This window comes from Pelotomaculum propionicicum (genome assembly GCF_004369225.1).
Classification (GTDB): Bacteria; Bacillota; Desulfotomaculia; order Desulfotomaculales; family Pelotomaculaceae; genus Pelotomaculum_B; species Pelotomaculum_B propionicicum.
Genome location: NZ_QFFZ01000002.1, coordinates 126,904 through 148,542, shown reverse-complemented (window position 1 = coordinate 148,542; position 21,639 = coordinate 126,904). Strand labels below are relative to the sequence as shown.

The 21,639-nt window shown below is 48.4% G+C and carries 24 protein-coding genes and 1 pseudogene; 13 read left to right on the top strand and 12 right to left on the bottom strand.

The annotated features are described in order from the left end of the window. Positions 1 to 354: 354 nt before the first annotated feature. Entirely contained in the window at positions 355 to 660 is a 306-nt protein-coding gene (locus Pmgp_RS01865) for a hypothetical protein (protein WP_134212258.1), read from the top strand. A gap of 38 nt (positions 661 to 698) precedes the next feature. Here the strand turns inward: Pmgp_RS01865 and pstB are convergent, their stop codons facing one another. After that, positions 699 to 1,457, bottom strand: coding sequence for a phosphate ABC transporter ATP-binding protein PstB (gene pstB, locus Pmgp_RS01860; RefSeq protein WP_134212257.1), 759 nt, complete (start codon positions 1,455 to 1,457; stop codon positions 699 to 701). 265 nt (positions 1,458 to 1,722) lie between these two features. Here pstB and phoU (Pmgp_RS01855) point away from each other — a divergent pair, with 265 nt between their 5' ends. Together phoU (Pmgp_RS01855) and phoU (Pmgp_RS01850) are read left to right on the top strand one after the other, a co-directional pair. Then, entirely contained in the window at positions 1,723 to 2,379 is a 657-nt protein-coding gene (gene phoU, locus Pmgp_RS01855; RefSeq protein ID WP_192902733.1) for a phosphate signaling complex protein PhoU, read from the top strand. Positions 2,380 to 2,647: 268 nt separating this feature from the next. Then, positions 2,648 to 3,304, top strand: a complete 657-nt coding sequence (gene phoU / locus Pmgp_RS01850; RefSeq protein ID WP_134212255.1) for a phosphate signaling complex protein PhoU — start codon at positions 2,648 to 2,650, stop codon at positions 3,302 to 3,304. A 13-nt stretch (positions 3,305 to 3,317) separates the two neighbouring features. Here the strand turns inward: phoU (Pmgp_RS01850) and apgM are convergent, their stop codons facing one another. Genes apgM through Pmgp_RS01835 form a run of 3 tightly spaced genes read right to left on the bottom strand, consistent with a single transcriptional unit; the run spans position 3,318 to position 6,821 of the window. After that, entirely contained in the window at positions 3,318 to 4,565 is a 1,248-nt protein-coding gene (apgM, locus tag Pmgp_RS01845) for a 2,3-bisphosphoglycerate-independent phosphoglycerate mutase (RefSeq protein WP_134212254.1), read from the bottom strand. After that, entirely contained in the window at positions 4,562 to 5,311 is a 750-nt protein-coding gene (locus tag Pmgp_RS01840; protein WP_134212253.1) for a hypothetical protein, read from the bottom strand. The genes apgM and Pmgp_RS01840 overlap by 4 nt, the downstream gene beginning before the upstream one ends. Positions 5,312 to 5,333: 22 nt before the next feature. Next, a complete protein-coding gene (locus Pmgp_RS01835; RefSeq protein ID WP_243119684.1) occupies positions 5,334 to 6,821 on the bottom strand; it encodes an SLC13 family permease in 1,488 nt (495 codons plus the stop codon). Positions 6,822 to 6,951: 130 nt separating this feature from the next. Here Pmgp_RS01835 and Pmgp_RS01830 point away from each other — a divergent pair, with 130 nt between their 5' ends. Both Pmgp_RS01830 and Pmgp_RS01825 read left to right on the top strand, forming a co-directional pair. Continuing rightward, positions 6,952 to 7,872 (top strand): LysR family transcriptional regulator, encoded by a 921-nt coding sequence (locus Pmgp_RS01830; RefSeq protein WP_192902732.1) that lies wholly within the window; start codon positions 6,952 to 6,954, stop codon positions 7,870 to 7,872. A 24-nt stretch (positions 7,873 to 7,896) separates the two neighbouring features. Continuing rightward, positions 7,897 to 9,189, top strand: coding sequence for an MBL fold metallo-hydrolase (locus Pmgp_RS01825; protein WP_153189173.1), 1,293 nt, complete (start codon positions 7,897 to 7,899; stop codon positions 9,187 to 9,189). 86 nt (positions 9,190 to 9,275) lie between these two features. Here Pmgp_RS01825 and Pmgp_RS01820 read toward each other — a convergent pair whose 3' ends face one another. The 6 genes and pseudogenes from Pmgp_RS01820 to Pmgp_RS01795 all read right to left on the bottom strand — a co-directional run. Next, the gene (locus Pmgp_RS01820; protein WP_134212250.1) at positions 9,276 to 10,001 is read right to left on the bottom strand and encodes a metallophosphoesterase family protein; all 726 of its coding nucleotides are present in this window, start codon (positions 9,999 to 10,001) and stop codon (positions 9,276 to 9,278) included. Positions 10,002 to 10,024: 23 nt separating this feature from the next. Further along, a complete protein-coding gene (gene pstA, locus Pmgp_RS01815; protein WP_134212249.1) occupies positions 10,025 to 10,909 on the bottom strand; it encodes a phosphate ABC transporter permease PstA in 885 nt (294 codons plus the stop codon). Next, positions 10,906 to 11,817 carry a phosphate ABC transporter permease subunit PstC gene (pstC, locus tag Pmgp_RS01810; RefSeq protein ID WP_134212248.1) on the bottom strand — a complete coding sequence of 304 codons (912 nt, stop codon included), beginning with the start codon at positions 11,815 to 11,817 and terminating at the stop codon, positions 10,906 to 10,908. Before pstC ends, pstA begins: the two co-directional genes overlap by 4 nt. A gap of 27 nt (positions 11,818 to 11,844) precedes the next feature. Next, positions 11,845 to 12,546: a response regulator transcription factor gene (locus tag Pmgp_RS01805; RefSeq protein WP_134212247.1), complete on the bottom strand. Its 702-nt coding sequence runs from the start codon at positions 12,544 to 12,546 to the stop codon at positions 11,845 to 11,847. 368 nt (positions 12,547 to 12,914) lie between these two features. After that, positions 12,915 to 13,787 (bottom strand): phosphate ABC transporter substrate-binding protein, encoded by an 873-nt coding sequence (locus Pmgp_RS01800; protein ID WP_134212292.1) that lies wholly within the window; start codon positions 13,785 to 13,787, stop codon positions 12,915 to 12,917. Positions 13,788 to 13,877: 90 nt separating this feature from the next. Further along, positions 13,878 to 13,988, bottom strand: a pseudogene (locus tag Pmgp_RS01795) (winged helix-turn-helix domain-containing protein); the annotation flags it as partial. 156 nt (positions 13,989 to 14,144) lie between these two features. On the opposite strand from Pmgp_RS01795, the gene Pmgp_RS01790 reads away from it, so the two are divergent. From Pmgp_RS01790 to Pmgp_RS01765, 6 genes are all read left to right on the top strand, one after another. After that, entirely contained in the window at positions 14,145 to 14,324 is a 180-nt protein-coding gene (locus tag Pmgp_RS01790) for a hypothetical protein (RefSeq protein ID WP_153189172.1), read from the top strand. A gap of 471 nt (positions 14,325 to 14,795) precedes the next feature. After that, positions 14,796 to 14,903, top strand: a complete 108-nt coding sequence (locus tag Pmgp_RS20760) for a FapA family protein (RefSeq protein WP_192902731.1) — start codon at positions 14,796 to 14,798, stop codon at positions 14,901 to 14,903. A gap of 79 nt (positions 14,904 to 14,982) precedes the next feature. Beyond that, the gene (locus Pmgp_RS01780; protein ID WP_192902730.1) at positions 14,983 to 15,246 is read left to right on the top strand and encodes a FapA family protein; all 264 of its coding nucleotides are present in this window, start codon (positions 14,983 to 14,985) and stop codon (positions 15,244 to 15,246) included. A 959-nt stretch (positions 15,247 to 16,205) separates the two neighbouring features. Beyond that, the gene (locus Pmgp_RS01775) at positions 16,206 to 16,427 is read left to right on the top strand and encodes a hypothetical protein (RefSeq protein WP_134212244.1); all 222 of its coding nucleotides are present in this window, start codon (positions 16,206 to 16,208) and stop codon (positions 16,425 to 16,427) included. Between the two features lie 72 nt (positions 16,428 to 16,499). Next, a complete protein-coding gene (locus Pmgp_RS01770) occupies positions 16,500 to 17,000 on the top strand; it encodes an NUDIX hydrolase (protein ID WP_134212243.1) in 501 nt (166 codons plus the stop codon). 74 nt (positions 17,001 to 17,074) lie between these two features. Beyond that, complete coding sequence (locus tag Pmgp_RS01765) at positions 17,075 to 17,353, top strand: hypothetical protein (RefSeq protein WP_134212290.1); 279 nt, start codon at positions 17,075 to 17,077, stop codon at positions 17,351 to 17,353. 169 nt (positions 17,354 to 17,522) lie between these two features. Here Pmgp_RS01765 and thrC read toward each other — a convergent pair whose 3' ends face one another. Continuing rightward, the gene (thrC, locus tag Pmgp_RS01760; protein WP_134212242.1) at positions 17,523 to 19,025 is read right to left on the bottom strand and encodes a threonine synthase; all 1,503 of its coding nucleotides are present in this window, start codon (positions 19,023 to 19,025) and stop codon (positions 17,523 to 17,525) included. A gap of 239 nt (positions 19,026 to 19,264) precedes the next feature. Between thrC and Pmgp_RS01755 the strand changes: the two genes are divergently transcribed. After that, positions 19,265 to 20,320, top strand: coding sequence for a restriction endonuclease (locus Pmgp_RS01755; protein ID WP_134212241.1), 1,056 nt, complete (start codon positions 19,265 to 19,267; stop codon positions 20,318 to 20,320). A gap of 39 nt (positions 20,321 to 20,359) precedes the next feature. On the opposite strand, the gene Pmgp_RS01750 is transcribed toward Pmgp_RS01755, so the two are convergent. Then, positions 20,360 to 21,187 carry a polysaccharide deacetylase family protein gene (locus Pmgp_RS01750; RefSeq protein WP_192902729.1) on the bottom strand — a complete coding sequence of 276 codons (828 nt, stop codon included), beginning with the start codon at positions 21,185 to 21,187 and terminating at the stop codon, positions 20,360 to 20,362. Positions 21,188 to 21,330: 143 nt separating this feature from the next. On the opposite strand from Pmgp_RS01750, the gene Pmgp_RS01745 reads away from it, so the two are divergent. Continuing rightward, entirely contained in the window at positions 21,331 to 21,555 is a 225-nt protein-coding gene (locus Pmgp_RS01745) for a hypothetical protein (RefSeq protein WP_134212239.1), read from the top strand. Positions 21,556 to 21,639: the final 84 nt, after the last annotated feature.

Below are 21,639 nucleotides of genomic sequence, written 5' to 3'. Positions count from 1 at the left end.
AATATTCTAAATAAAACCGTGAATCCCTTTAATGTTTTTACCTAATTGAGATATTTCGGAAGCAGTTTCAAGGTGTTAAACAGAGCAAGGGTTTTTTATTAACTAAAACGAAAAAATCAAAAAGAGTTTTTTATCTGACAGCCAGGCGTAAATTAAAATTATCTTGGCACTTTATCTGTTATTTTCACAATTCAACTCATATTTTGTTTTTTGCTGTAACAATGACCTTAAAAAACAGCAAAGTTAAGCATTATCATTAAATTGCCGCAAAAAATAAAAATTTTAAAGTATATTTGACAAATGCTTAATATTTGTTTATAATCTTCAATAATACAAAAAATGGGAGTGTGAAAAATGCCTTTCGAAATTTATAAGCCTCGTGGTGAAAGAGTGCCTAAGTTGCCTCTGGTAACGATTTCAAAGAATTCTATTGTGTTAAACAAACATGCCCGCGAAAAGTTGGGAACGGAAAAGGTTGAGCTTGCTTATGACAAAGAAACAAACACAATCAGAATAAAAGCTACAGACGAAGGTCAAAACATCAAGAAAACAAAGGTTTTCAGCAGGGGATTTTTTAATCACTTTAACATTTCCGCCAAAGGAAAGTTTCAGGCCAAATATGATGAAAAGGAAAACGCCTTATATCTCAACCTCGGTTAAAACCTAAACAGCCCGCGTCTAACGCGGGCTTCCTGATTCTAACCAAACCTTCCGGTTATATAATCCTCAGTGCGCTGGTCGAGTGGTCTGGTGAAAACACTTTCCGTTTCACCGCATTCCACCATCTCGCCGTTTAAAAAAAAGGCTGTGCTGTCTGACACACGTGCGGCCTGCTGCATATTATGTGTTACGATAATGATGGTATAGTCTTTTTTCAGGGTACTGATCAATTCTTCAATTTTCACGGTGGCCAGGGGATCCAGAGCGGACGTGGGTTCGTCCATTAAAAGCACCTCCGGCTCAACCGCCAAAAGCCTGGCGATGCATACCCGCTGCTGCTGACCGCCGGAAAGGCCCAGCGCCGATTTGTGCAGGCGGTCCTGTACTTCCCCCCAGAGCGCCGCGCCCCGCAGGCTGGTTTCCACGATCTGTTCAAGCTTTCGTTTATTTCTCTCGCCGTGTATACGCGGGCCATAGGCCACATTGTCAAATACCGACATGGGAAACGGGTTTGGTCTTTGAAAAACCATGCCGACTCTTTTGCGCAGGCTTACCACATCCACATCAGGACGGTATATGTCTTCTCCGTCCAACAGCACGCTGCCTTCCACCCTAACACCTTCGATCAGGTCGTTCATACGGTTCAAAGTACGCAGGAAGGTGGATTTGCCGCAGCCGGAAGGCCCGATCAGGGCGGTAACTCTGTTGGCGCCTATATCCATGTCAACTTGCTTTAAAGCCTGGAATTCCTTATAATAAAGGTTTAGATTGCTGACAGAAATCCGGTTGTCTGACATTTAAAGACCCCCAATATTATACAAAATGGCGGGTAGGAAAATTTATTTCAAATCTTAACATGTCTCTGTTAGAATATTGTTATATGTTCGTTAAGAAAGGGTTAATTTATTTGTCAGCTCTATTGCTGTTTTATAACAAAGGTTTAATTAATTTTTAAAATAATTTTAAGATCGCTTTAACATAAGAATGCTTTAATCTATATGAAAAGCCTTTCTTATAGAGTACATGCGCTGTTTAGCATACTCGAATATTGGAGGAGCAGCTATGCACAACACTATTTTGGACAGCGAGCTGGAGGAGCTCAAGTCCGAGATTCTGCGAATGGGCGCCATGATTGAAAGATCGATCTACCAGGCGGTTGTTTCATTGATAGAAGATGAGGTTGACCTGGCGCAGCAGGTTATTGCGGAAGACGATGATGTCGACACGCTTACTATCGATGTGCAGAATAAATGTTTGAGGCTGATAGCGCTCCGTCAGCCGCTGGCGGTTGATTTGCGGGCTATCCAGGCAAATTTGCAGATAGCCACAGACCTTGAAAGAATGGGAGACTGCGCGGAGAAAATTGCCAAGTCGACACTGCGCCTGCAGGGCAAGAGGACCATTGCCGATCTTTCCCTGCTTTCTCAGATAGGTTTTGATGTGAAAGAAATGGTAACCAACATTATCAATTCATACTCAGCCGCCGACATTGAAACGGCTAAAAATATTGTGAAGGTAGAAAATGAAATTGACGGGCTTTACAAAAGGTACTTTAACATTTTGATGGATATAATCAGGGAAGATCCAAACAAGGCCGACATGGCGGTCCAACTTCTTTTCGCCACTCACTGCCTGGAAAGGATCGCTGACCACGCCACGAACATCGGTGAATCGGTCCTTTATATGGTCACAGGCGAGCGAACCAGCTTAAATGACTAAGGCAAGGAGCCGGCGCCCCTTGCCTTTTCTAATGCCAGGAAATTTTTGCATTTCCAATTTTAACATTCTTCTGTTAGAATACTGCCAAGTGTTTGTTAAGAGGGAATTAATTTATCATAATAATTACATTTATATAAAATTATTATTAGTTTTTTGACTGGATTTAAAGTATCCTTGACATAGAAATGTTTAAATCCATATGAGTTTCATTGCTATAATGAGTCTATGCACTATTTTTTAGTATTCTCATATTTAATGGAGGAACGTTATGCACAACACTATTTTGGACAACGAGTTGGAGGAGCTTAAATCCGAGATACTTCGAATGGGCGCTTTGATTGAAAAATCAGTCTGCCAGGCAATTGTGTCATTGATAGAAGATGATGTTGATCTCGCGCAGCAGGTTATTGCTGGTGATGATGAAATTGACGGGCTTACAATTGACGTGCAGAATAAATGTCTCAGGCTTTTAGCGCAGCACCGGCCCCAGGCGATAGATTTGAGAGGTATCCAGGCAGACATGCAAACTGCCACTGACCTTGAGGGAATGGGCGACTGTGCTGAGAAAATGGCCAAGTCGACACTGCGGCTGCATGGCAGGAGGACTATAGAAGATCTTTCACTGCTGTCACAGATAGGTTTTAATGTAAAGGGTTTGGTTACCAGCGCCACTAATTCGTACTCGGCTTCCGATGTGGCAAAAGCTAAAGATAGCATGCACATGGAGGGAGAAATTAACGGGCTTAACAAAAAGTACTTTAACATTCTTGTAGATACCATCAGGGAGGATCCAAACAAGGCCGACATGGCGGTCCAGCTGCTTTACGCCACTCACTGCCTGGAAAGGATCGCCGGCCACGCTGCGAACATCGGGGAAGCAGTAATTTATATGGTCACAGGTGAGTGGACCAGCCTAAATGACTAAAGCAACAATCATGTTAAGCGCCAAATTTAGGCATAAATCCCATGTGGTCAAGTAAAGAGTGGAAAAACTGGTTTCCTGTTATGCGACCCAGACCACCTTTGGCACAGGTCCGTTCGCCAAAAGTTTCCTGGCTGTCGGTACGTATTCCAGGCCCCCAGATTAAAGACGGAACAGGATCTCCGCTGTGTTCGCCCACCCGGCATGGGGTGGAATGATCTGCAGTCACAGCGATATAGGTATCGCATTCAACAATAGATCGTACTGTTCCCACCAAACTGTCTACCCGCTCGATAGTTTCTTTTTTAAGATCCCATCGTCCGTCATGCCCTGCCAGGTCCGGAGCTTTTACATGGATGAGCACCAGGTCGTAGTTCCTGATTAAATCCAGCGCCATCCTGGCTTTGACAATAGGGTTGAAATCATATGAGCCTGTCATGGAGGCATGGGTCGCAGCGTGGAAACCCGCCATTTTAGCTATCGCTAGAACAGTAGCCTCCCCGGATATAACAGCGCCCTTCAGTCCATTGTAAGTTGCCGCGATGGGTGTGAGCGTGGTCATTATCCCGCCGCCGCGGGTCAGCACCGCATTTGCCGGTAACAGTCCGGCGGATACGCGCTTTTTATTTACCGGGTGATTATCCAGACGCTTCCGGGCGAGGTCAAGAAATTTTTGCAGCGCCCGGGCTGTTCTTCCTGCTTCCTCGGATTTGTCGAGCGGACTGACAAGACCGGCCGGCTTTCCCTCGTTCTTGCCGCCAGGATCTGAATCAGAAACCCTGGCTGTCAGACAGGGACCGCGCAATACGAGGACAGCCCTGTGTTCAGTAGCGGGGGCGAATCTGGCAGTGATACCATCCCCCAGGTCGATGCCGTCAAGAACATTGGCCAGATCCCTCGTACCCTCCCGGATCCTGCCCGCACGGCGGTCAACCACAATTCCATTCCCGTCTACAGTGGCAAAGTTGCAGCGAAAGGCCACGTCACCGGCGGCAAGCTCCAGCCCGGCCCCCATTGCCTCAATAGGTCCGCGGCCGGTGTAAATTTTATAAGGATCGTAACCCAGCATGCATAGATGCCCCGTGTCTGTCCCACAAGGTACTCCTGGAGCATACGGGTCGACAATACCAAGTATCCCTTCTTTAGCCAGAGCGTTCAGGGCGGGCCGGTCTGCCGCCTCCAGTGGTGTCAGTCCTTGCAATTGTTCGACCGGGTGGTCGCCCAGCCCGTCAATACTAAAGAGAACGGCTTTATATCGCTTCACTGTTTTCCTCCTGCCCCAGGCTTGAGTACATCACGGCGAAAATAAAGGAAGATTGCGGAAAGCGCAATAATTCCAACCCAGAGCGGACCCAGGCCCTTACCGGTTTTCACGTAATCAAATTCCAGATCACTCGTCTTGCCCGGCAGGATCCCAAAAGACCCATCCTTCCCCTTCAGGCTTACAGAAAGCTGCGAGATTCCATCTTTTTGTGTCAAGGAATACTTTTTAGGTGAGACAACTCTAAAAACTTCGTAACCCTGAGGCAGTACGACTGTGAGATTATAGCTGGATATACCATTGGGAAGTGTGTTCTCAAAAGAGAATTTTATATTCCTGATATCGCCCCTCTGAGTCGGCCCTCCCTCCGAACTGCCCTCGCTTTCCTTTGGGGCAAACAATTTAGGTAGCTTGTAAATAACTTTTAAGGTCGTTTCCTCCCCGGAGGGCTTTACCTGCCAACGGTGCACTTTATTCCCTTCCGATAAAAAGTCGGACGGTTTTTCCGACGACAGTATCCCGTCTTTTATTTCGGTCTTTTCCCATGTCGCCTTGCCGGGAGGAACAGGCAGGTAAACGTTGCCCTGATCATCGGGCTTGCCCACCCAGACTGCCTCCAGGGCGGCATCATCACCGTCCGGTGTTATTTTCCAGTTTACCGATGTATTCGTGACGCTTCCGGCCAGCGCGGGACAGGCTGCTGACAGGAGCAGCAAGAGCGCAAATAAGAAAATTAAATACCTTTTCATATTCTATTTCCCCCTTTCACGCTTAATACAACCCGATCCATTTGAACCAGGTAAGAGAGGCAAGGCAAAGCACCAGCCACTTTCCTACTAAAACGATAAGTCCGTAAGACAACTGGTTTAATACACTGAACTGACCGGTGGAATAAAAGATCAAGTTCGGCTTGCAGTTCGGCGGCAATGTAATACTGTCAGCGATGGTAAAAGCGGCAGGTAAAGCCAGGGCGATAGGGTTGTGGCCGGTTATTTTGGCCAGCCCGATAATGGCGGGAATCAGAATAACCGCACGAACGGTCTTTGAAGTAAAAAGCATGTGACTGAAACTGGCGATAAACATCACGATTGCGAATAAAACGATGAAATTGATTTTTGTCAGGTCCATAGCGCCGAATATTTTTTCCAGCCCCCATGACGCCGCTCCGGATTTTTCCAGAGCCATCCCGGCGGCATAAGCGCCACAACTGAAGATCATCAAATCCCAGGGGATACTGGTCTTTTTCCAGTCTATAATTCCGATGAAGGGAAGATAAAACAAAGTGGCGGCGATGACAGCAGTCATAACGAGGGATATGTTGATACCGAACATTTTAACGTGATAGGGACCGGTCGCCCAGAGGAAAATGGTCAGGGCAAAAATCACCAGGGCTTTCCACTCGTCCTTATTTATCTTTCCCTGCGATTTCAGCTCCTCACGCATATCAGCTATTCCCTTGCCTTTGGGGGCGCTTACCTCAGGCGGGTATAAAAGTAAGCCCACGAGGTAGCTGATAATCATGGTTACGATCGCTACCGGCATGGCTGCTATCAGCCAGCTCATCCAGCTTACCTGCACACCGGCCAAGTCCTTGATAAAGCCGACGGCCATGATTTGCGGCGCCGTGGCCGTAAGAATCCCGGAAGTACTTATGTTGTTTACCTGAAGTTCCTGGATCATCAGCAGGCGCCCGAAGTTCGATTGCCCGGGAACCGCCCCGTAAGCTTGTGCCAGAACAATGGCAATCGGGAGCAAAACCGCTGCCCGGGCGGTGGTGGAAGGGACGATAAAAGCCAGGATGAAGTTGGTAAAAAGCATGACCAAAAGGGCTTTGCGGGCTGTGTTGCCAAACCGGCTGACCATGAAAAGGGCAATACGCTTGGCCACGCCGCTCTTTTCCATCCCCGATACAATAATGAAAGCAGATACCATGAGCCAGATGACGTCATAACCAAACACACCGAGGATGGAGTTCTCATCCCATGCCCCGGTTATTGCCAGGGCGATGATCGTCAGTAAGGAAGTCGCATAGGTTGGAATAGCTTCTGATACCCAGAGAACCAAAGCTCCCAGAAACACACCTGTGGCAGTCATGCCCTGCACCGTCAGCCCTGCCGGGGTAGGCACAGAGTAGAGCAATCCGAAGACCGCAAGGGCAACGGGTATGCCCAGATACTTCATCCACCGCTCAAAAGCTGTCTTTTCACCTTTCGGCATTATAAACCCGGAAGGTTTTTCTGTACCGGCTACTGTTGACAACACCATACCTCCTTTAATTTGTAAAATATCTCTTTCCATATATTTTAAATGAAGGAATCGCTCCTAACCACCTAGAATAAACAAACCAATTGATAAGGTAAATGTTATCAATAAAGGTGATTCTATGACCTTGCAACAACTACGGACCTTTTGCGCTGTTGTCGAGGAGATGTCTTTCCGCCGGGCGGCCGAAAGACTGTATATGGCGCAGGCTTCGGTCAGCCAGCAAATAGCTGCTTTAGAGCAATACTACGGAGTCACTCTATTCTCCCGTCCCGGCAGACGCTGTTCCGTTACACCCGAGGGCAGGGCTTTGTATGACTGGGCGATGGAGGTCCTTACCATACTTGACACCATTCCTCAGAAGTTAACGGATATGCGCTGTCTGGCGGAAGGACAGTTGGCCATCGGGGCTTCTACCCTGGCAGGCAGCTATCTTCTGCCGCCTGTAATCAGGAGGTTTAAGGAAATTTATCCTCATATCCGCCTGTCTGTTCAGACCGGATATGGTTATGAGATGGTTGAACGGGTCCGTACAAAGAATGTGGATCTGGCTCTTGTCGGCGAAAACCTGAACTGGACGGCCGATACGATGCTGGATTTTCGCCCTGTAGCCACCGATCGCATGTCGCTGGTCGTCTGGCCGGGCCACCCGTGGTGCGGCCGGGCGATGGTGGAACCCCTGGAGCTCACGAAAGGGGATGTTTTTATCCATTCCCGGCCCGGTTCGGCCATGCGTTCCATGGTTGAGAAGTTTTTTCACAGGGAGAACATATCCATTTCCACACTACTGGAACTGGGAAACCACGAAACAATTAAGCGCGCTGTAGAGGAACATGTGGGCATTTCTCTAATCAGCAGCATCTCCATACAGAGTGAATTGAAAAATAACCAGTTGGTCGAAGTACCAATGGCCCGTCTGGAGAGTATAAGGAGAAACTTTGTTTTAGTTTCTCTTCGCCATCAGGAAGATAGCTATGCGGAACTGGCATTTATTGAATTGCTGACCGGCATGATTCCCGACGCGGCCAGTTTTTCCTGTGCGGATTAGTAATCGAGAGGAGTGAAAAAGCGGATGGATATTTTCTGCGGCGGGGGATCGGCTGAACAAGGCCGCACAGCCTATTTGATCAGTGAAGGAACTCATTCCATACTTTTGGATTTTGGAGTTCAAAGGGTCTTTGCGGGTACATACGCGGGACGATATCCTCAAATGGAACTGGAGATGTTGAGTAGGGTAGAAGGAGTTGTTCTATCCCACGCGCATGAGGATCATTCAGCGGCTTTGCCGCTTCTTGTAAAGCAGGGGCTTAAAGTGCCGGTGTATTGTCATCGCCTCACCGCCGCTCTGACTCCCATGTATTGCGCGTCTTGGAGAGGAGCCGTAGAAAATGCGAACTTTTGCCCGCCATACAGCAAAGAAGATGTTAATTCCCTGTTTTTTTCCCCGCAGGAATTCGGCAAAGTCTTCACCATCGGTTCTTTTGATGTTGAAATGGGACCGTCAGGACATATGCCGGGCTCGGCATGGATACTTGTTACCGGAAAGAGTCATAAACTGTTGTACACTGGCGACATCTGCAGGGAAAACCGGCTGTTAATACCGCCGCAACTGCCTGCAGACATTTCAGCCATAATCATAAATTCAGCCTATGGGGCGCAGTCCATGCGGCAGGCAAAGCAAGAGGAAGAACTGTTATTGGCGCTTGAACACTGCATGCGGAACGGCGGCGCCGCGCTATTGCCTGTGCCGCGCATAGGACGCGGTCAGGAAATGGTGTCCTGTTTACTTCAAATATCCCTGTCCGGTGTGCCGGTATACATCGATAAAGGCCTTACAGACGCCTTAAAATATTATCAAGACTATCACGAAGGTTTATCTGCTGAAGGTAAATCATTTCTCCAGGGTTTGGATATGAGTAAGTTCAATATTCTTCCCGCCGGATTTGAACCGGCAAAAATTAGCAAGCCTGCCATTATCGTTATGCCGGATGCCATGTTGAGCGCCGGCCCTTCTGAAAAATGGTTCAGACTTCTGGCTGAAGACGAAAGGAATTCAATCATACTTACCGGCTCTCAAGCTGCTGGAACTATAGGCGCCCGTCTATTATCAGGAGAACGGATTTTTCTCCCTGAAAACAGCGGTGAACCTTTCATTATTGGAGCGTCAGTCAAAAAAATCACATGGAAAGCTCATCCTGATTGGGAGGATTTACAATACTTGCTTGCGCCTTTTGCCGGTAGAACAGAAGTCATTTTGGGCCACTGTAATGTTGAAAACAGCGGAAAACTGGCAGCTGAGCTAAAAAAAATTGGGATTTCAAGCCGGATTATGCCCACCGGTTCAACAATTCACTTGCCTGGATAAGGCACTAATGTGCCGTGTTCAATTGAAATCAAATCCCGGTTGCTTTCATCCTTTGCTGATGCAGTGTCTGCAGCATGGATGTCTAATTAGTATAACGCCCTGCCTGTAAGTATCTCAGCGGCAAACTCTTCCGGCAGCCCGGCGGATAAGATAGCCCCGGCCGCGCCGGCAAAGTCGTACTGCACTTTATAAAACTTAACAACAACAACTTCAGCAATCTCCAGCACGGTATAAACCGCCCGCGGGTCGCCGTGTTTAGGCTTGCCTACGCTGCCCGCGTTGACCACGTGTTTGCCGTTAGCCAAATCCTTATGGTAAGGAATGTGGGTATGGCCGCAGATCAGCACATCTGTGCGGGTTTGGGCGAGAAGTTCTTTTAAGTAAACTTCACTTATGTCATCAGTCAGGTATTCATTTAAATGATGAGGGCTGCCGTGTACAATTTTTACTGTCCGGCTGTTTATGCTTAGATCTATTTCATGGGGGAGTCCCCGTAAAAAAGATTTGTTTTCTTCGGTTACACGCTCACTGGTCCAGGCCAGGGAGCGCTCACCGGCCACTCTGGCCTTTTCATTCTTATATGCGCAGCCGCATACCACGCGCTTATTCCCGATGGCGTCGTCATAATTGCCCATGACACAGCATATATTTCTTCTTCTTACCAGGTCAATCACCTCATTGGGGAAGGGCAGGTAACCGGCCAAATCACCGGCGCAAACAACCATGTCCGCCTCCTTTCCATCAATGTCGTTCAGAACCGCTTCAAGCGCTGTAATGTTGGCATGCAGGTCTGATATGACCGCAATTTTCACTTCGCTTCCCCTTTCCTGGTTCCTTATGTGGCCGACATGCGCCTGTATATTATTCTGCCCAGGTAGCGTGCAGCCAGGTTGAAACCGAGCACCACCAGGATCAGCACCGCCGCGGAGCCGTCCGCGACCCTTCTTAAATCCGGGATCAGACCCTCGGTGTTGACTTTCCAGATGTGCACGGCCAGTGTTTCCGCCGGGCGAAATGGATTCAAAGGCGAAGACGAATCGAAAATGTTCCAGTTGCTGAAATCCAAAGCCGGGCTGGACATGCCGGCTGTAAACAATAGAGCGGCGGCCTCACCGAAGACCCGGCCGGATGTGATAATAGCCCCGCTGACCAGCCCGGGGAAGGCGCCGGGCAGCACAACCTTGATGATGGTCTGCCAGCGGTTGGCGCCTAGAGCCAGGCTGGCTTCGCGCAAACTGGCGGGTACGCCGCGGATTGACTCCTCGGTGATCCTGATCATAAGGGGGAGGTTGATTACGGTGAGGGCCAGGGCGCCGGATATCAGTGAATAACCCCAGCCTGTCATATTTACAAAAACGAGCAGGCCGAAGAGTCCGACCACAATGGAAGGAAGTGAGTTCAATGTTTCGATAGAGAGCCTCACTATCTCTGTCCACCTGTTGCTGCCTGCGTATTCAGCCAAGTAAATACCGACCAGCAGGCCCATGGGGATGGTATAGGCCATGGATAGAACCAGCAGGTAAAAGGAATTGAAGATCTGCGGCCCGATACCGCCTCCGGCCCTGACTACCTGGGGAGGTTTGGTAAGAAAGTCCCAACTGATGGACTTCCCCCCGTGGTAAAGCACATATCCTGTCAGTGAACCTAATATGATGATTACGACCAGTGCCCCGGCCCAAAACATGACGGTGGCAATTCTGTCGGCAATGCGGGAATTCATCTGGCGGCGCCTCCTTTTAAGGCGATAAACCGGATCATCACGATAAAGAAGAAAGACATTATTAGCAGCAAAAGACCCATTGACCAGAGGGAGTTATTCCAAAGGGAGCCCATCGGTGTATTGCCCATATCCATGGTAATGGCGCTGGTGAGGGTAATCACAGGGTCCAGGATAGACCCGGGAATCTTTCTGGTATTGCCGATGACCATTTGGACCGCCAGCGCCTCACCGAAAGCCCTGGCCAGGCCAAGAACAATACCGGTCATAATACCTGAGCGCGCCGCAGGTAGGAGCACCATTCGAATCGCCTGCCAGCGGGTGGCGCCCAGGGCGTATGCCGCCTCCTTCCACTCGCCGGGCAGCGCTCTCAAGGTGTCGGTGGAGATGCTTACTATGGTAGGCAGGATCATCACGGAGAGGACCAGAAAACCGGCCAGCACACTGAAGCCAAGCCCTCCGATATTATTGCGGATAAAAGGTACCAAGACGCTCAAACCGATATACCCGTAAACAACAGATGGAATACCCGCCAAAATTTCAATGGCAGGCTGCAGCACCCGCTGGCCCCAGTTGGGCGCTATCTCGGCAATGAAAACCGCGCAGGCGACACTGAGCGGCGCGCTTAACAGCACGGCCAGCAGCGATACGGTTAAAGAACCGAAAATAAAAACCAGCACACCGACTTGCGGCCCGCCTTCTTCCGGCAGGCGGTCGGGCAGCCAGTGAGTGGAAAAAAGGAAGTCCTTGACACTTACACCATTAACCAGAAAAGTAGAAAGGCCCTTGCTGGAAATAAAAAAGACTATGGTTATGGTAGAGATAATTGCAATCGCAGCGGCGCCCGTTGTGAGAATTCTGCCGAGTTTTTCACTGCCGCTTAAGTTAAGTGCTTTGTAAAGCAGGTTCATTGTAAGAGTCTCCCAAACCGCACGTTTTTATTTTTCCGGGCAGGCGCGGTAGCCGACACTGCGCACCGTTTCGATGTATTCCGGGCTGGCGGGGTCTTTTTCGATTTTCTGGCGCAGGTAGCGGATATGCACGTCCACGGTGCGGGTTTCCCTGACCCGGTCATAACCCCAGATTCTTTCCAGCAGGATGTCTCTGGTAAAGACCCGGCCGGGGTTCGCGGCCAGCAGGTGCAGCAGCTCAAACTCTTTTGGAGTAAGATCAAGTTTTTTGCCATTCAGAGTCGCAACATAACGGTCCGGTCTTATTACCAGGTTTTTAATCCGGATTTCTTCTTTTGCTTCTTCACTGGGCGGGGGTTGGCGCTTGCGTCGTAAGTGTGCTTTTACCCTGGCCAGGATTTCCCTTGGCGAAAACGGTTTGGTGACGTAGTCGTCGGCGCCCAGTTCCAGCCCCAGCACTTTGTCAAGAACATCGCCCTTGGCGCTCAACATGATTACAGGTATGGACATGGTTTCTTTGTTGAATTTTAAAATACGGAGTACGTCCCAGCCGTCCAATTCAGGCAGCATAATGTCCAGAATGATCAGGTCAGGTTTTTCTTCGCCGGCGGCCTTTATGGCGTCACTGCCGTTGGTAACTCCGATAAACTGGTAACCTTCTTTGGTCAGGTTATACTTCAAAAGCTCCAGAATATTAGCCTCGTCATCAACAGCCAGGATTAGCGGCACTTTTATTCCCACCTTGTCTAGGACTATCCTGCCGATCACAGTTTATAATTATAAAGTTAATTGCAAATTACTATTTTATTAATTTTATGTTAAGCCTCGCGACTTCTCCTGTCCTTCACAACGATGCTGCCGGAATGGACTTGGCATAACGCTTTAACTGGGCCGCTTTTTCAGAAATGCTTTTAAGGCTGGCTGTCCGTCATAGGTTTCATAGGTTGACCCCCAACAGCAAATATACAGATAATTATTGAATTTAAAGCAAGGAGCGATCCTCCTTGCCATTAATTAACATGATATTTTATATGAAAATCTAGAGAAAAGGAGGCGGGCCGGGCCGCCGGGCCGCCCCTGGAATAATAAACGCCGTATTACTTATTCTTAATGTTGCCGCTGGCGTCCCTGACAATTTTCATGTCGGTGCCGGGAATATAACCAAGCTGGGGAACAATGTTTTTCTGCACATCATCCGACATCATGTAATTCAAGAAGGCATCAACCGCTCCACTTGGTTTCTCTTTGGTATAGCAGTGCATATAAGCCCATACCGGATATTTGCCGGTGACGATATTGTCCTTGGTGGGCGCGACACCGTCGAGGCTGACTGCCTTAACGCTGTTGTCCAGGTAAGAGAGGGCCAGATAGCCGATGGCGCCGGGTGTCTCTTTAATAATCTTGCGGACCGTGCCGGAAGAATCTTCTTCAATACCGTTGGCTTCCTCAGCGCCGCCAAGAGCGTATTTCTTAAAAGTTGCCCGCGTACCCGAGGCCTTGGGCCGGTTTACCAGTACGATTTTCTGATCAGCGCCGCCGACACCGCTCCAGTTGGTGATCTTGCCGGTGAAAATGTCCACCAGCTGCTGCCTGGTGAGGTTGTCAATCTTTATGGCCGGGTTAATCACCGCGGCCATACCCACTACCGCGACCTGGTGGTCAACCAGCTGGGCGGCGTCGATACCGCTTTTTTCCTCGGCAAAGATGTCCGAGTTGCCGATGTCAGCCGCTCCCTGGGCAACCTGGGTGAGTCCCACACCGCTGCCGCCGCCCTGTACCACAACCTTGACGCCTGGATTTTTGGCCATAAACTGGGTCGCAGCCTGCTCCGCCAGGGGCTGAATGGCTGTGGAGCCCACCGCGGTGACGTTGCCGGATAACTGCCGGGCCTTGTTGTCAGGGGCCTGTTTGCCGCCGCCGCAGCCTGCCAGCACGATCAGAGCGGCCAGGCACAGCACGGCAATCGCCATTAATCTTGATTTCTTTAACAATTCCTTCTCCTCCTTGGTACCTCTGATTTTTTTGTTATTTTAAGTGGCTTATATTACAGCCACACGTTTTTATTTTTCCCAGCAGATACGGTAACCGACGCTTCGCACCGTTTCGATGTATTCCGGGCTGGCGGGGTCTTTTTTAATTTTCTGGCGCAGGTAGCGGATGTGCACGTCCACTCCAGGCCATAGCCACATATCTGTCTGAACTGATTGCCAGATTTTTTATCCTGAAACCTGCCGACATAAGTGTATTATTATAAAGTTAACTGTCAATTACCGAATCATTAATTTTATGTTAACCCCCAAAATCTCTTCGACCCTATGTTGGATCTTGTGGCTATTTTTGCTCAACTTGAACATGAAACTGCTGAACGAGACAACATGCCATACCGTGCATGTGAAGGAATATGGAACGGCGGTCCTGTCAATTATGGTTTTAAGGCTTCAAAAATAACCATTTTAAACAAAAGTAAGAAAGAAAAACAAGTAACTGTTTTAGAACCTATTAAGTGAATACAAATATTTTGTTTCTGTAAGATGAATATAGGACATAAGTCCTATTGACTATTAGGACTGTCGAAAAAGTCGTATCTGCATTTTGTAAGGTATTAGCTGAACAGAAAAGTGATTGGGATTTATATCTTAAAAGCTTTAAATATGGATTTTTGTTTGAAAAGCAGAAAGGTAACAGAGTGAAATGATTCCAGAAAAAGAAATAATCAGGCTTTTAGAAGAGGCCATGATAGAAGCTATTGTTGATAATCCGGATAATGCTCTTAGTCCTTCGACTGAGCCGGATCCGAAGAACGGAGCGGCCTGGGTGAAGGAAGGCAGGATATATGTGCGTGACCCGGCAGATTCGGGCAGCCCGGCTACTATTACTTCCGGGCCGGGGGTTGAGCTTTATGTAAACGGCTTTTTAAATAGCAACCAGGTACAGGTGTCGTCTACAGACTTGATTGAAGTGAAGCTTACCTCATTTATGTGGAAGATGTTCTTTTTCACGATGGGGATGTGGACATTCAGACGGGGAATATATGCTTTAAAGGCAGCTTAGTCATAATTCGCGGCAATGTCCGGGAGTCTGACTAATCCGTACCAAATTTCCAGCATTGAAAACCTTTGTCAGATCCTTCAGGGCATCGGATTTGCTCGGGAATACTTTAAAGGCATGAGAACTCAAAAAGCTAATTTAGAGATCGGCGGCGCTATTAACTGTCGTATCTTTGCGACCGGAGATGTATCTATACGCGGTAAGGGCTGCTTTAACACAAATATACGTGCCGGCGGCAGCGTTAGGATTAACGGCGTGTTCCGTGGCGGCGAGATCCATGCCGGCGGCAGCGTTGTGATTGGCGAGGCAGGCACTGAGATGGGCGTGCGGACAATTATTGAGGTCGGAGAGAGGGGGTACAGTCAAGATAGGCGAGTGTAACGAGGGAATAATTATCAGGATCGGCAGGCGAACAGGCCGGGTAACGGGGAAGATCAGCGGACTAAGGGCCGAACTGGACAGGGACGGCAACTTGCAGATAAAATCTTATAATTTTGCAACTGATATAAGTAAATTAAACCCGTGTTTAATAAATGACAACCCTGCCGGTCGGACTTCGTAAAAGGGAGAACTAGGTAGCTTGCGTTGTTGACATGATCAATATTTTACCTTTAATTATCACTACCTTTAAAGGGAGGTTTTGGGTTCAGGTGTTTCCAAAGAGTATTGCCCTGGAAGCATATAATCGTTCGGGCAGAAGGTGTGAATGTAAATGCTCCTATCATAATCACGGGCAAAAATGTCAAAACATATTAATCTGGAATAGAAGAGGTTTTAATGGTTCAGGGGGCTGGGAGGTGCATCCCATCGATAACAATGGATTAGTTTCACTTGATAATTGTGAGATTTTATGCAAGTCTTGTTTTAGGCTTGTCAAGAAAATAAAAAATAAAGACCTGGCCAATCCAGGTTTGTGTTCTATGCGCCCTGCTTTAAAGAACTCCATCTCCACCACTACTACTACCGGGCTTTAATTTCATGGCTGAATGCAAGCGGATCATTGAAGAATCCAAAGACCACCGGCTTGATTGCAAGCAAGTGGTCATTGGCCTTTTGATGCAACGGTAGAGGCTGAATGAGGAAATTTGAACATAGCGCAAGCGAACAGGTGTTGGCTTCTCAGGTGGGTAACCGTACAAGAAATGGGAAAACCCAAAAGCTGGATAACTGAAAAAGTCTATCGTAACCTGTAGCGGGCACTAGAAACACCATTAAGGGTGCGGAAGCAAAGTACGGATTTAGGTAATATTTTATTTTCACTTTTTTAACAATCGCTTAATATAATATTTACATAAATTTATCTAGCCTTAACATAGTTTTAATAATGGGGGTTGAGGCCGGTGCTGACGGCCAGGCTTGATTATAAAAAAATCAAAGAAAATAAAGACATGAGCTATCTTGACAGTTGGTTCTGCCCGCTGGAAAAAGCCTGTCAGGCGGGTTTTGAGCCGGTGATAAAGGGTAAGATATTCAATGTTTCAGCTTCACAGTACACGCCCACGCTTATTTTGAACAGCATACCTCTTAAAATAAAAAGAAGACATGCCATGGCTGGTTTTTGAAAACCAGCCATAAATTTTTTTATTCGGGATTAACATTTATAGTTTATAATGTGCTTTGAGGGGTGCGGGTGAATGAAACAGAGATACTTTTTCTGCCCGAAGTGCGGCGGTGTTTTAGCATACAAAAGCTATGGGGACAGGGACAGGCTTACCTGCGCCGGCTGTCAATACATCTTTTACGAAAATCCTGTGGTGGGAGTGGCTGTGATTGTTTTTGACCGGGACGGCCGCATCCTGCTGGGGAAGCGAAACAGCAGCTACCGCGGACTTTGGTGCATACCGTGCGGCTATGTGGAATATGACGAGGATGTGTTTGACGCCGCGGTACGGGAGTTTAAGGAAGAGACAAACCTTGAGGTGAAAATAAACAGGGTGTTTACGGTGCAGTCTAATTTTCACAACCCTGAGTCCCATACTGTGGGCATCTGGTTCCTGGCGGAAGTGGCCGGCGGTCAGTTAGAAGCCCGGGCAGATCTGGACGAGGTTGCTTACTTTGACCTTTCTGACCCTCCGCCGCTGGCTTTCCCAACGGACGCCCTGGTGATAGAAATGTTGAAAAACAAGCAACCTTGAATTCAGAAACTTTTTACGCTGTCCGGGCCCTATTCAGTTATAATATTGTTATAATCAACGAGCAGGTGAGTTATATGCCCCATAGTATACTTGCAGCCGCGGGCCTCGCTGTTTTCTCCTTTATCTGCAACCTGCCTTTGGGGCGGTGGCGGGCCACAGTGAAAAAGTTCTCCGCCAACTGGTTCCTGGCAGTTCACCTGTCCATTCCGCTGATTATCTTCCTCCGGGTAAGGCTTGGCCTCAGTGCCTGGGATATTCCCCTCAACCTGGCGGCGGCCGTGGCCGGCCAGATGCTGGGCGGCTCACAAGGCAGAAGCAGGGAAAAGCAGGTATATACTAAAAGCCTTGATTAAAACGAGCAAAACAAAACGAAAGTGGCGGGTAACTTTCACTCTTTTTTTATAAAAGAATATTGGTCTTTTAGATATTGCCATCTGTGACCAGGGATAGAGTCATAAACAGATAAGGACAGGTTTTGCCTGCCCTTGTGTATTTATCGGGAATTTTGAATTTTTATGCTTTTTAACTTTTCAACAATAGATTCCTGACAGCCTCAGTCATTTCTTCTTTACTGACCACATTTTTAAATAACACTGGCTTTTGATCCAGGTTCCGGAGCCCGGCCGGGATCTCAAGGCGGCTTTTTACTGCTAAAACTTCCAGCAGTTCCAGCTCGTTTTTGCCCTTGACAGCATCTTCCCCCAGGATGGCTTTAACAACGCTTTCATTGAATTTGAACGGGCTGGCGGTTGAGGCTATAACTGTTTTAGTCCCGTCACCGGTTTCTTCGCGGTATCTTTCATAGACTCTCATCCCCACCGCGGTATGGGTGTCCATAACGTACCCGTAACGCTGATGCACAGCTTTGATTGTTGCCAGAGTGTCGCTGTCGGAGGCAAAATCAGACCAAAATATCCGCCCGATCGGTTTGTAAACAGTTTCATCAACCTGATACTGGCCGGTCTTGTTTAAACTACCCATCCACTGGCGGATTTTCTCCGGGTTGCGGCCGGAAAGATGGTAGAGCAGCCGTTCCAGGTTGCTGGAGATAAGGATGTCCATAGAAGGAGAAATCGTCTTTAAAAACCGCCTGGTGCGGTCGTATACACCGGTGCGTATGAAGTCTGTAAGGACGTTGTTGGAATTAGCGGCGCAGATCAGCTTGTTGACGGGAAGTCCCATTTCCCTGGCATAATAAGCAGCCAGGATATTGCCGAAATTGCCTGTGGGCACCACAAAATTTATTTTTTCACCGCGATTTACTTCGCCTTTGGCCAGAAGATCGAGATAAGCAGAGAAGTAATATGAGATTTGCGGCACTAACCGGCCCCAGTTGATGGAATTGGCTGAAGACAGCCTGTAATTATTGTTTTGCAGTTCCTGGTTAAAATCCTTGTCAGCAAATATACTCTTGACACCGGTCTGGGCGTCGTCGAAGTTGCCTCGTACAGCGACCACGGCCACGTTGTTTCCTTCCTGGGTGATCATCTGAAGTTTTTGCACCTCGCTGACACCCTGCTCCGGGTAAAAAACTATAATCCTGGTCCCCGGCACATCCTTAAAGCCTTCTAAGGCAGCCTTGCCGGTGTCGCCGGAGGTCGCCACCAGAATCACAATAGATGACTTCTCTCCTGTTTTTGCCGCCGCCCGGGTCAAAAGGTGGGGCAGGATTTGCAGGGCCATGTCTTTAAAGGCGCAGGTGGGGCCGTGCCATAATTCTAGAACATATAGGGAATCATCCAACTTGCGCACCGGCGCTGTTGCCGGGGCGTCAAACTTTTCAGCACTGTAGGCCAACTTCACACAGGCCGCGATCTCTTCCCTGGTATAATCGCCGAGGTATTCTTCCAGGATTCGAATGGCCCTGTCCTGGTAACTCAGGCCGGCCATACTTATAAGCCGCTCTTCAGTGAAGATTACATCCCGGCAGGGTACGAAAAGCCCTCCGTCCGGCGCCAGCCCCAGCTTAATGGCCTCTGCCGCTGAAACCCGCCCATATTGTCCTCTGGTGCTTTCATAGAGCATTTGTCGCTGCCTCCCGGTATATTTTTAACGATATTAACATTAAACAACATAAACTCCCGCTAGTAAAGGATAAAAACTTTCGTGGAGTGTCCGGTAATAAATAAATCATGAGACAAGTGAGACAAGAGAACCGTCCCCTTGTCTCAATGCCCTTGTCTCAACATTTTGACCGGTCCAGGTAAGAATTTCCTGTAAAGTGGACAAAATGATCATAAAAGGTTGTGGAGGTTGCGGAAAGATTGAAAAGATTTAAAATGCACGGATTGTTTATTTTCAAAGGCCGGAGTTTCCGGATGAATTTCAGGCGCTGGCGGGAACGGCAGGGCAGGCGGGCCGCCGTGCGGTATTTTTTACGGAAACCCAAGGAAGATACCAGGTCCATGCTGGGCAGAACTGTGGATATTGTTGGAGGGCTGCTGCTGGTATGGCTGGCAAGCTTTGTGCTTCTGGCAAACCTTACCGGCAGGCCTGCCGCGTCACTGATAATGTCAGTTCCTGTTTTAGCCGCGGCGGCCTTTTTTCTGAAAAAGGTTTCAGGACTTAGGGAAAAGAGGCGTAAATACCAGCAGAGCCTCTGGTTGGCCGGTCAAAAGTTCATGGAAGACATTTTACAGATGAACCCGCAAAAAGATTTTCGGACTTACGTCCGGGACATTTTAACCAGGCTGCCTGGTTTCCAGCAGGTTAATCTGAAGTCAGAAGGGAAAACAGGGGAGCAGGACCATGACCAGGGGTATGACCTGGAGGCTGTGTATAAGGGGAGCCCCCTGGCTGTTCACTGCAGGCTTCTGGAAGCCGGCAATAAAGCTTTGCCCGGGGAGATCCGGGCTTTTGCCGGCGCCCTGCAGCTTGGCGGGTACAAAAATGGCCTTTTTGTTACCACCGGGGAATTTGGGCCCGGGGTTTTGCCGGTAATCAGGGAGTTTGCCCGCAGAGGCATAAACATAAAGCCTGTAGACAGGTACAGGCTGATGGATTTGGCCCGGCAGGCCGGCTCCGCAGCTTTTCTGGGCAGCGCGGCTGTGTCCGGCACAACGGTTGAGACTGCCGGCAAAAAGCTTAGGGCTGCCTTGGAAACCGCAGCGGCATCCCTGTTGGAGTCAACTTTCAGTTCCAGAAAAAAAGCAAAAAGCTACTTTTTATACGGGATCCTTTTGTATGGCGGCCACTTTTTGTTAAAAGACTACGCGGGACTTAGCCTGGTTTACCTGTTTTTCGCCGCTCTCAACTTTTTATTGGCCGCGGGCAGCATTTACTTTGGTAAATCATTAGAGGAAATCGACCCATTAGATTAAAGGAAGCAGGGGGACAGTCCTTCTGCCTCCCGGAACTTTTTACCAGGCCGAAGGGGTGTTTGCATCCACACCTGCAAAGGTATAGCCTCTGGCCTGCAAAAATTCAATTATCACCGGCAGCGCGGCTATATCGCTCTCGCGGCTTTTAATATAATTCTGGACTGCGGCGCCAGGATTTTCCACGTTTATATTAATCTCGGTACCGTCATGCATCAGGATAATCGGCGGCCTGCCCGCTTTTTCCATTTGTATAACGCCGTTTTTCACATTATTAATGATTTGCTCGGGACTCACGCCTCTAGGGTCGCTGTCAGCGGATGAAACATTCCACTCCAGTGATTTGTAACCGTACCGGCTTAAATAGTCATAATAAGATTTTTCCATTTTTGAAGGGCCGCCGGGAGCTCGATAAATTTTTGCTTCATGCCCGGTTTTACCTATGGCGTTATTGCATTTTTCAAGGTCGGCCAGAAAAGCCTGGGGGCTGGCATAGATGATTTTATAATCGTGGCTGTAAGTGTGGTTAACCAGGTTGTGTCCTTCATCCAGGATCCTTTGCAAGACCGCCGGATTTTTTTCAACGTTGCTTCCTATGACAACGAAAGTGGCTTTTACATTGTATCTTTTTAAGATATCAAGGACCAGCCCGGTGTAGTGTGAGTTTGGCCCGTCGTCAAAGGTGAGGTAGACTTTCTTATTCGGGTCTGCCGGGACTGGAGGCGCGGGCGCCGGTTCATTTTCTGTAGTTGAAGCGCTTGTCCGGCTTTGTGGTTCATCCGGGGTCGCCGCGGCGTTGGTGGTAACCCTGCCGCACCCGGAAAGCAGGGAGGCTGCGATTAGCAGCAGGAAAAACAATTTGTAAGGCATAGTCCTGGTTCCTTTCAGTATTATAGTATTATCAGACTTGATCCTTTCGACAGTTTTCTGGTAAATCCTACTTTTCAATAGAATATTAACAGACATTACATAATCTTTTTTGCATAGAATATTGGGCGGGAGGGTTTTACCATATGCCTTTAAAAAATAGAGTCAAGTATTGGCGGCAGCAGTCAGGCCTGCAGGAGTACAAGCAATTTACCGGGGTTACCGGTTTTTCCGCCTGGATCGTGGAGAGATGGGAGGAACAAAAAATTCAGCCTACCCTGGCAGCATTGTGCAGAATCAAAGAAAAGTTACAGCCTTACTGCCCTGAAATCACCCTGGATGATTTAGTTGATTATATCCCGGAAGAATAAGTCCCGGTAACGCCGGGATTTATATTTGCTGCCGGTGGTTATTATGATAGTATTAAAATGCAGGAAAAAATGTCAGGTGCGAAT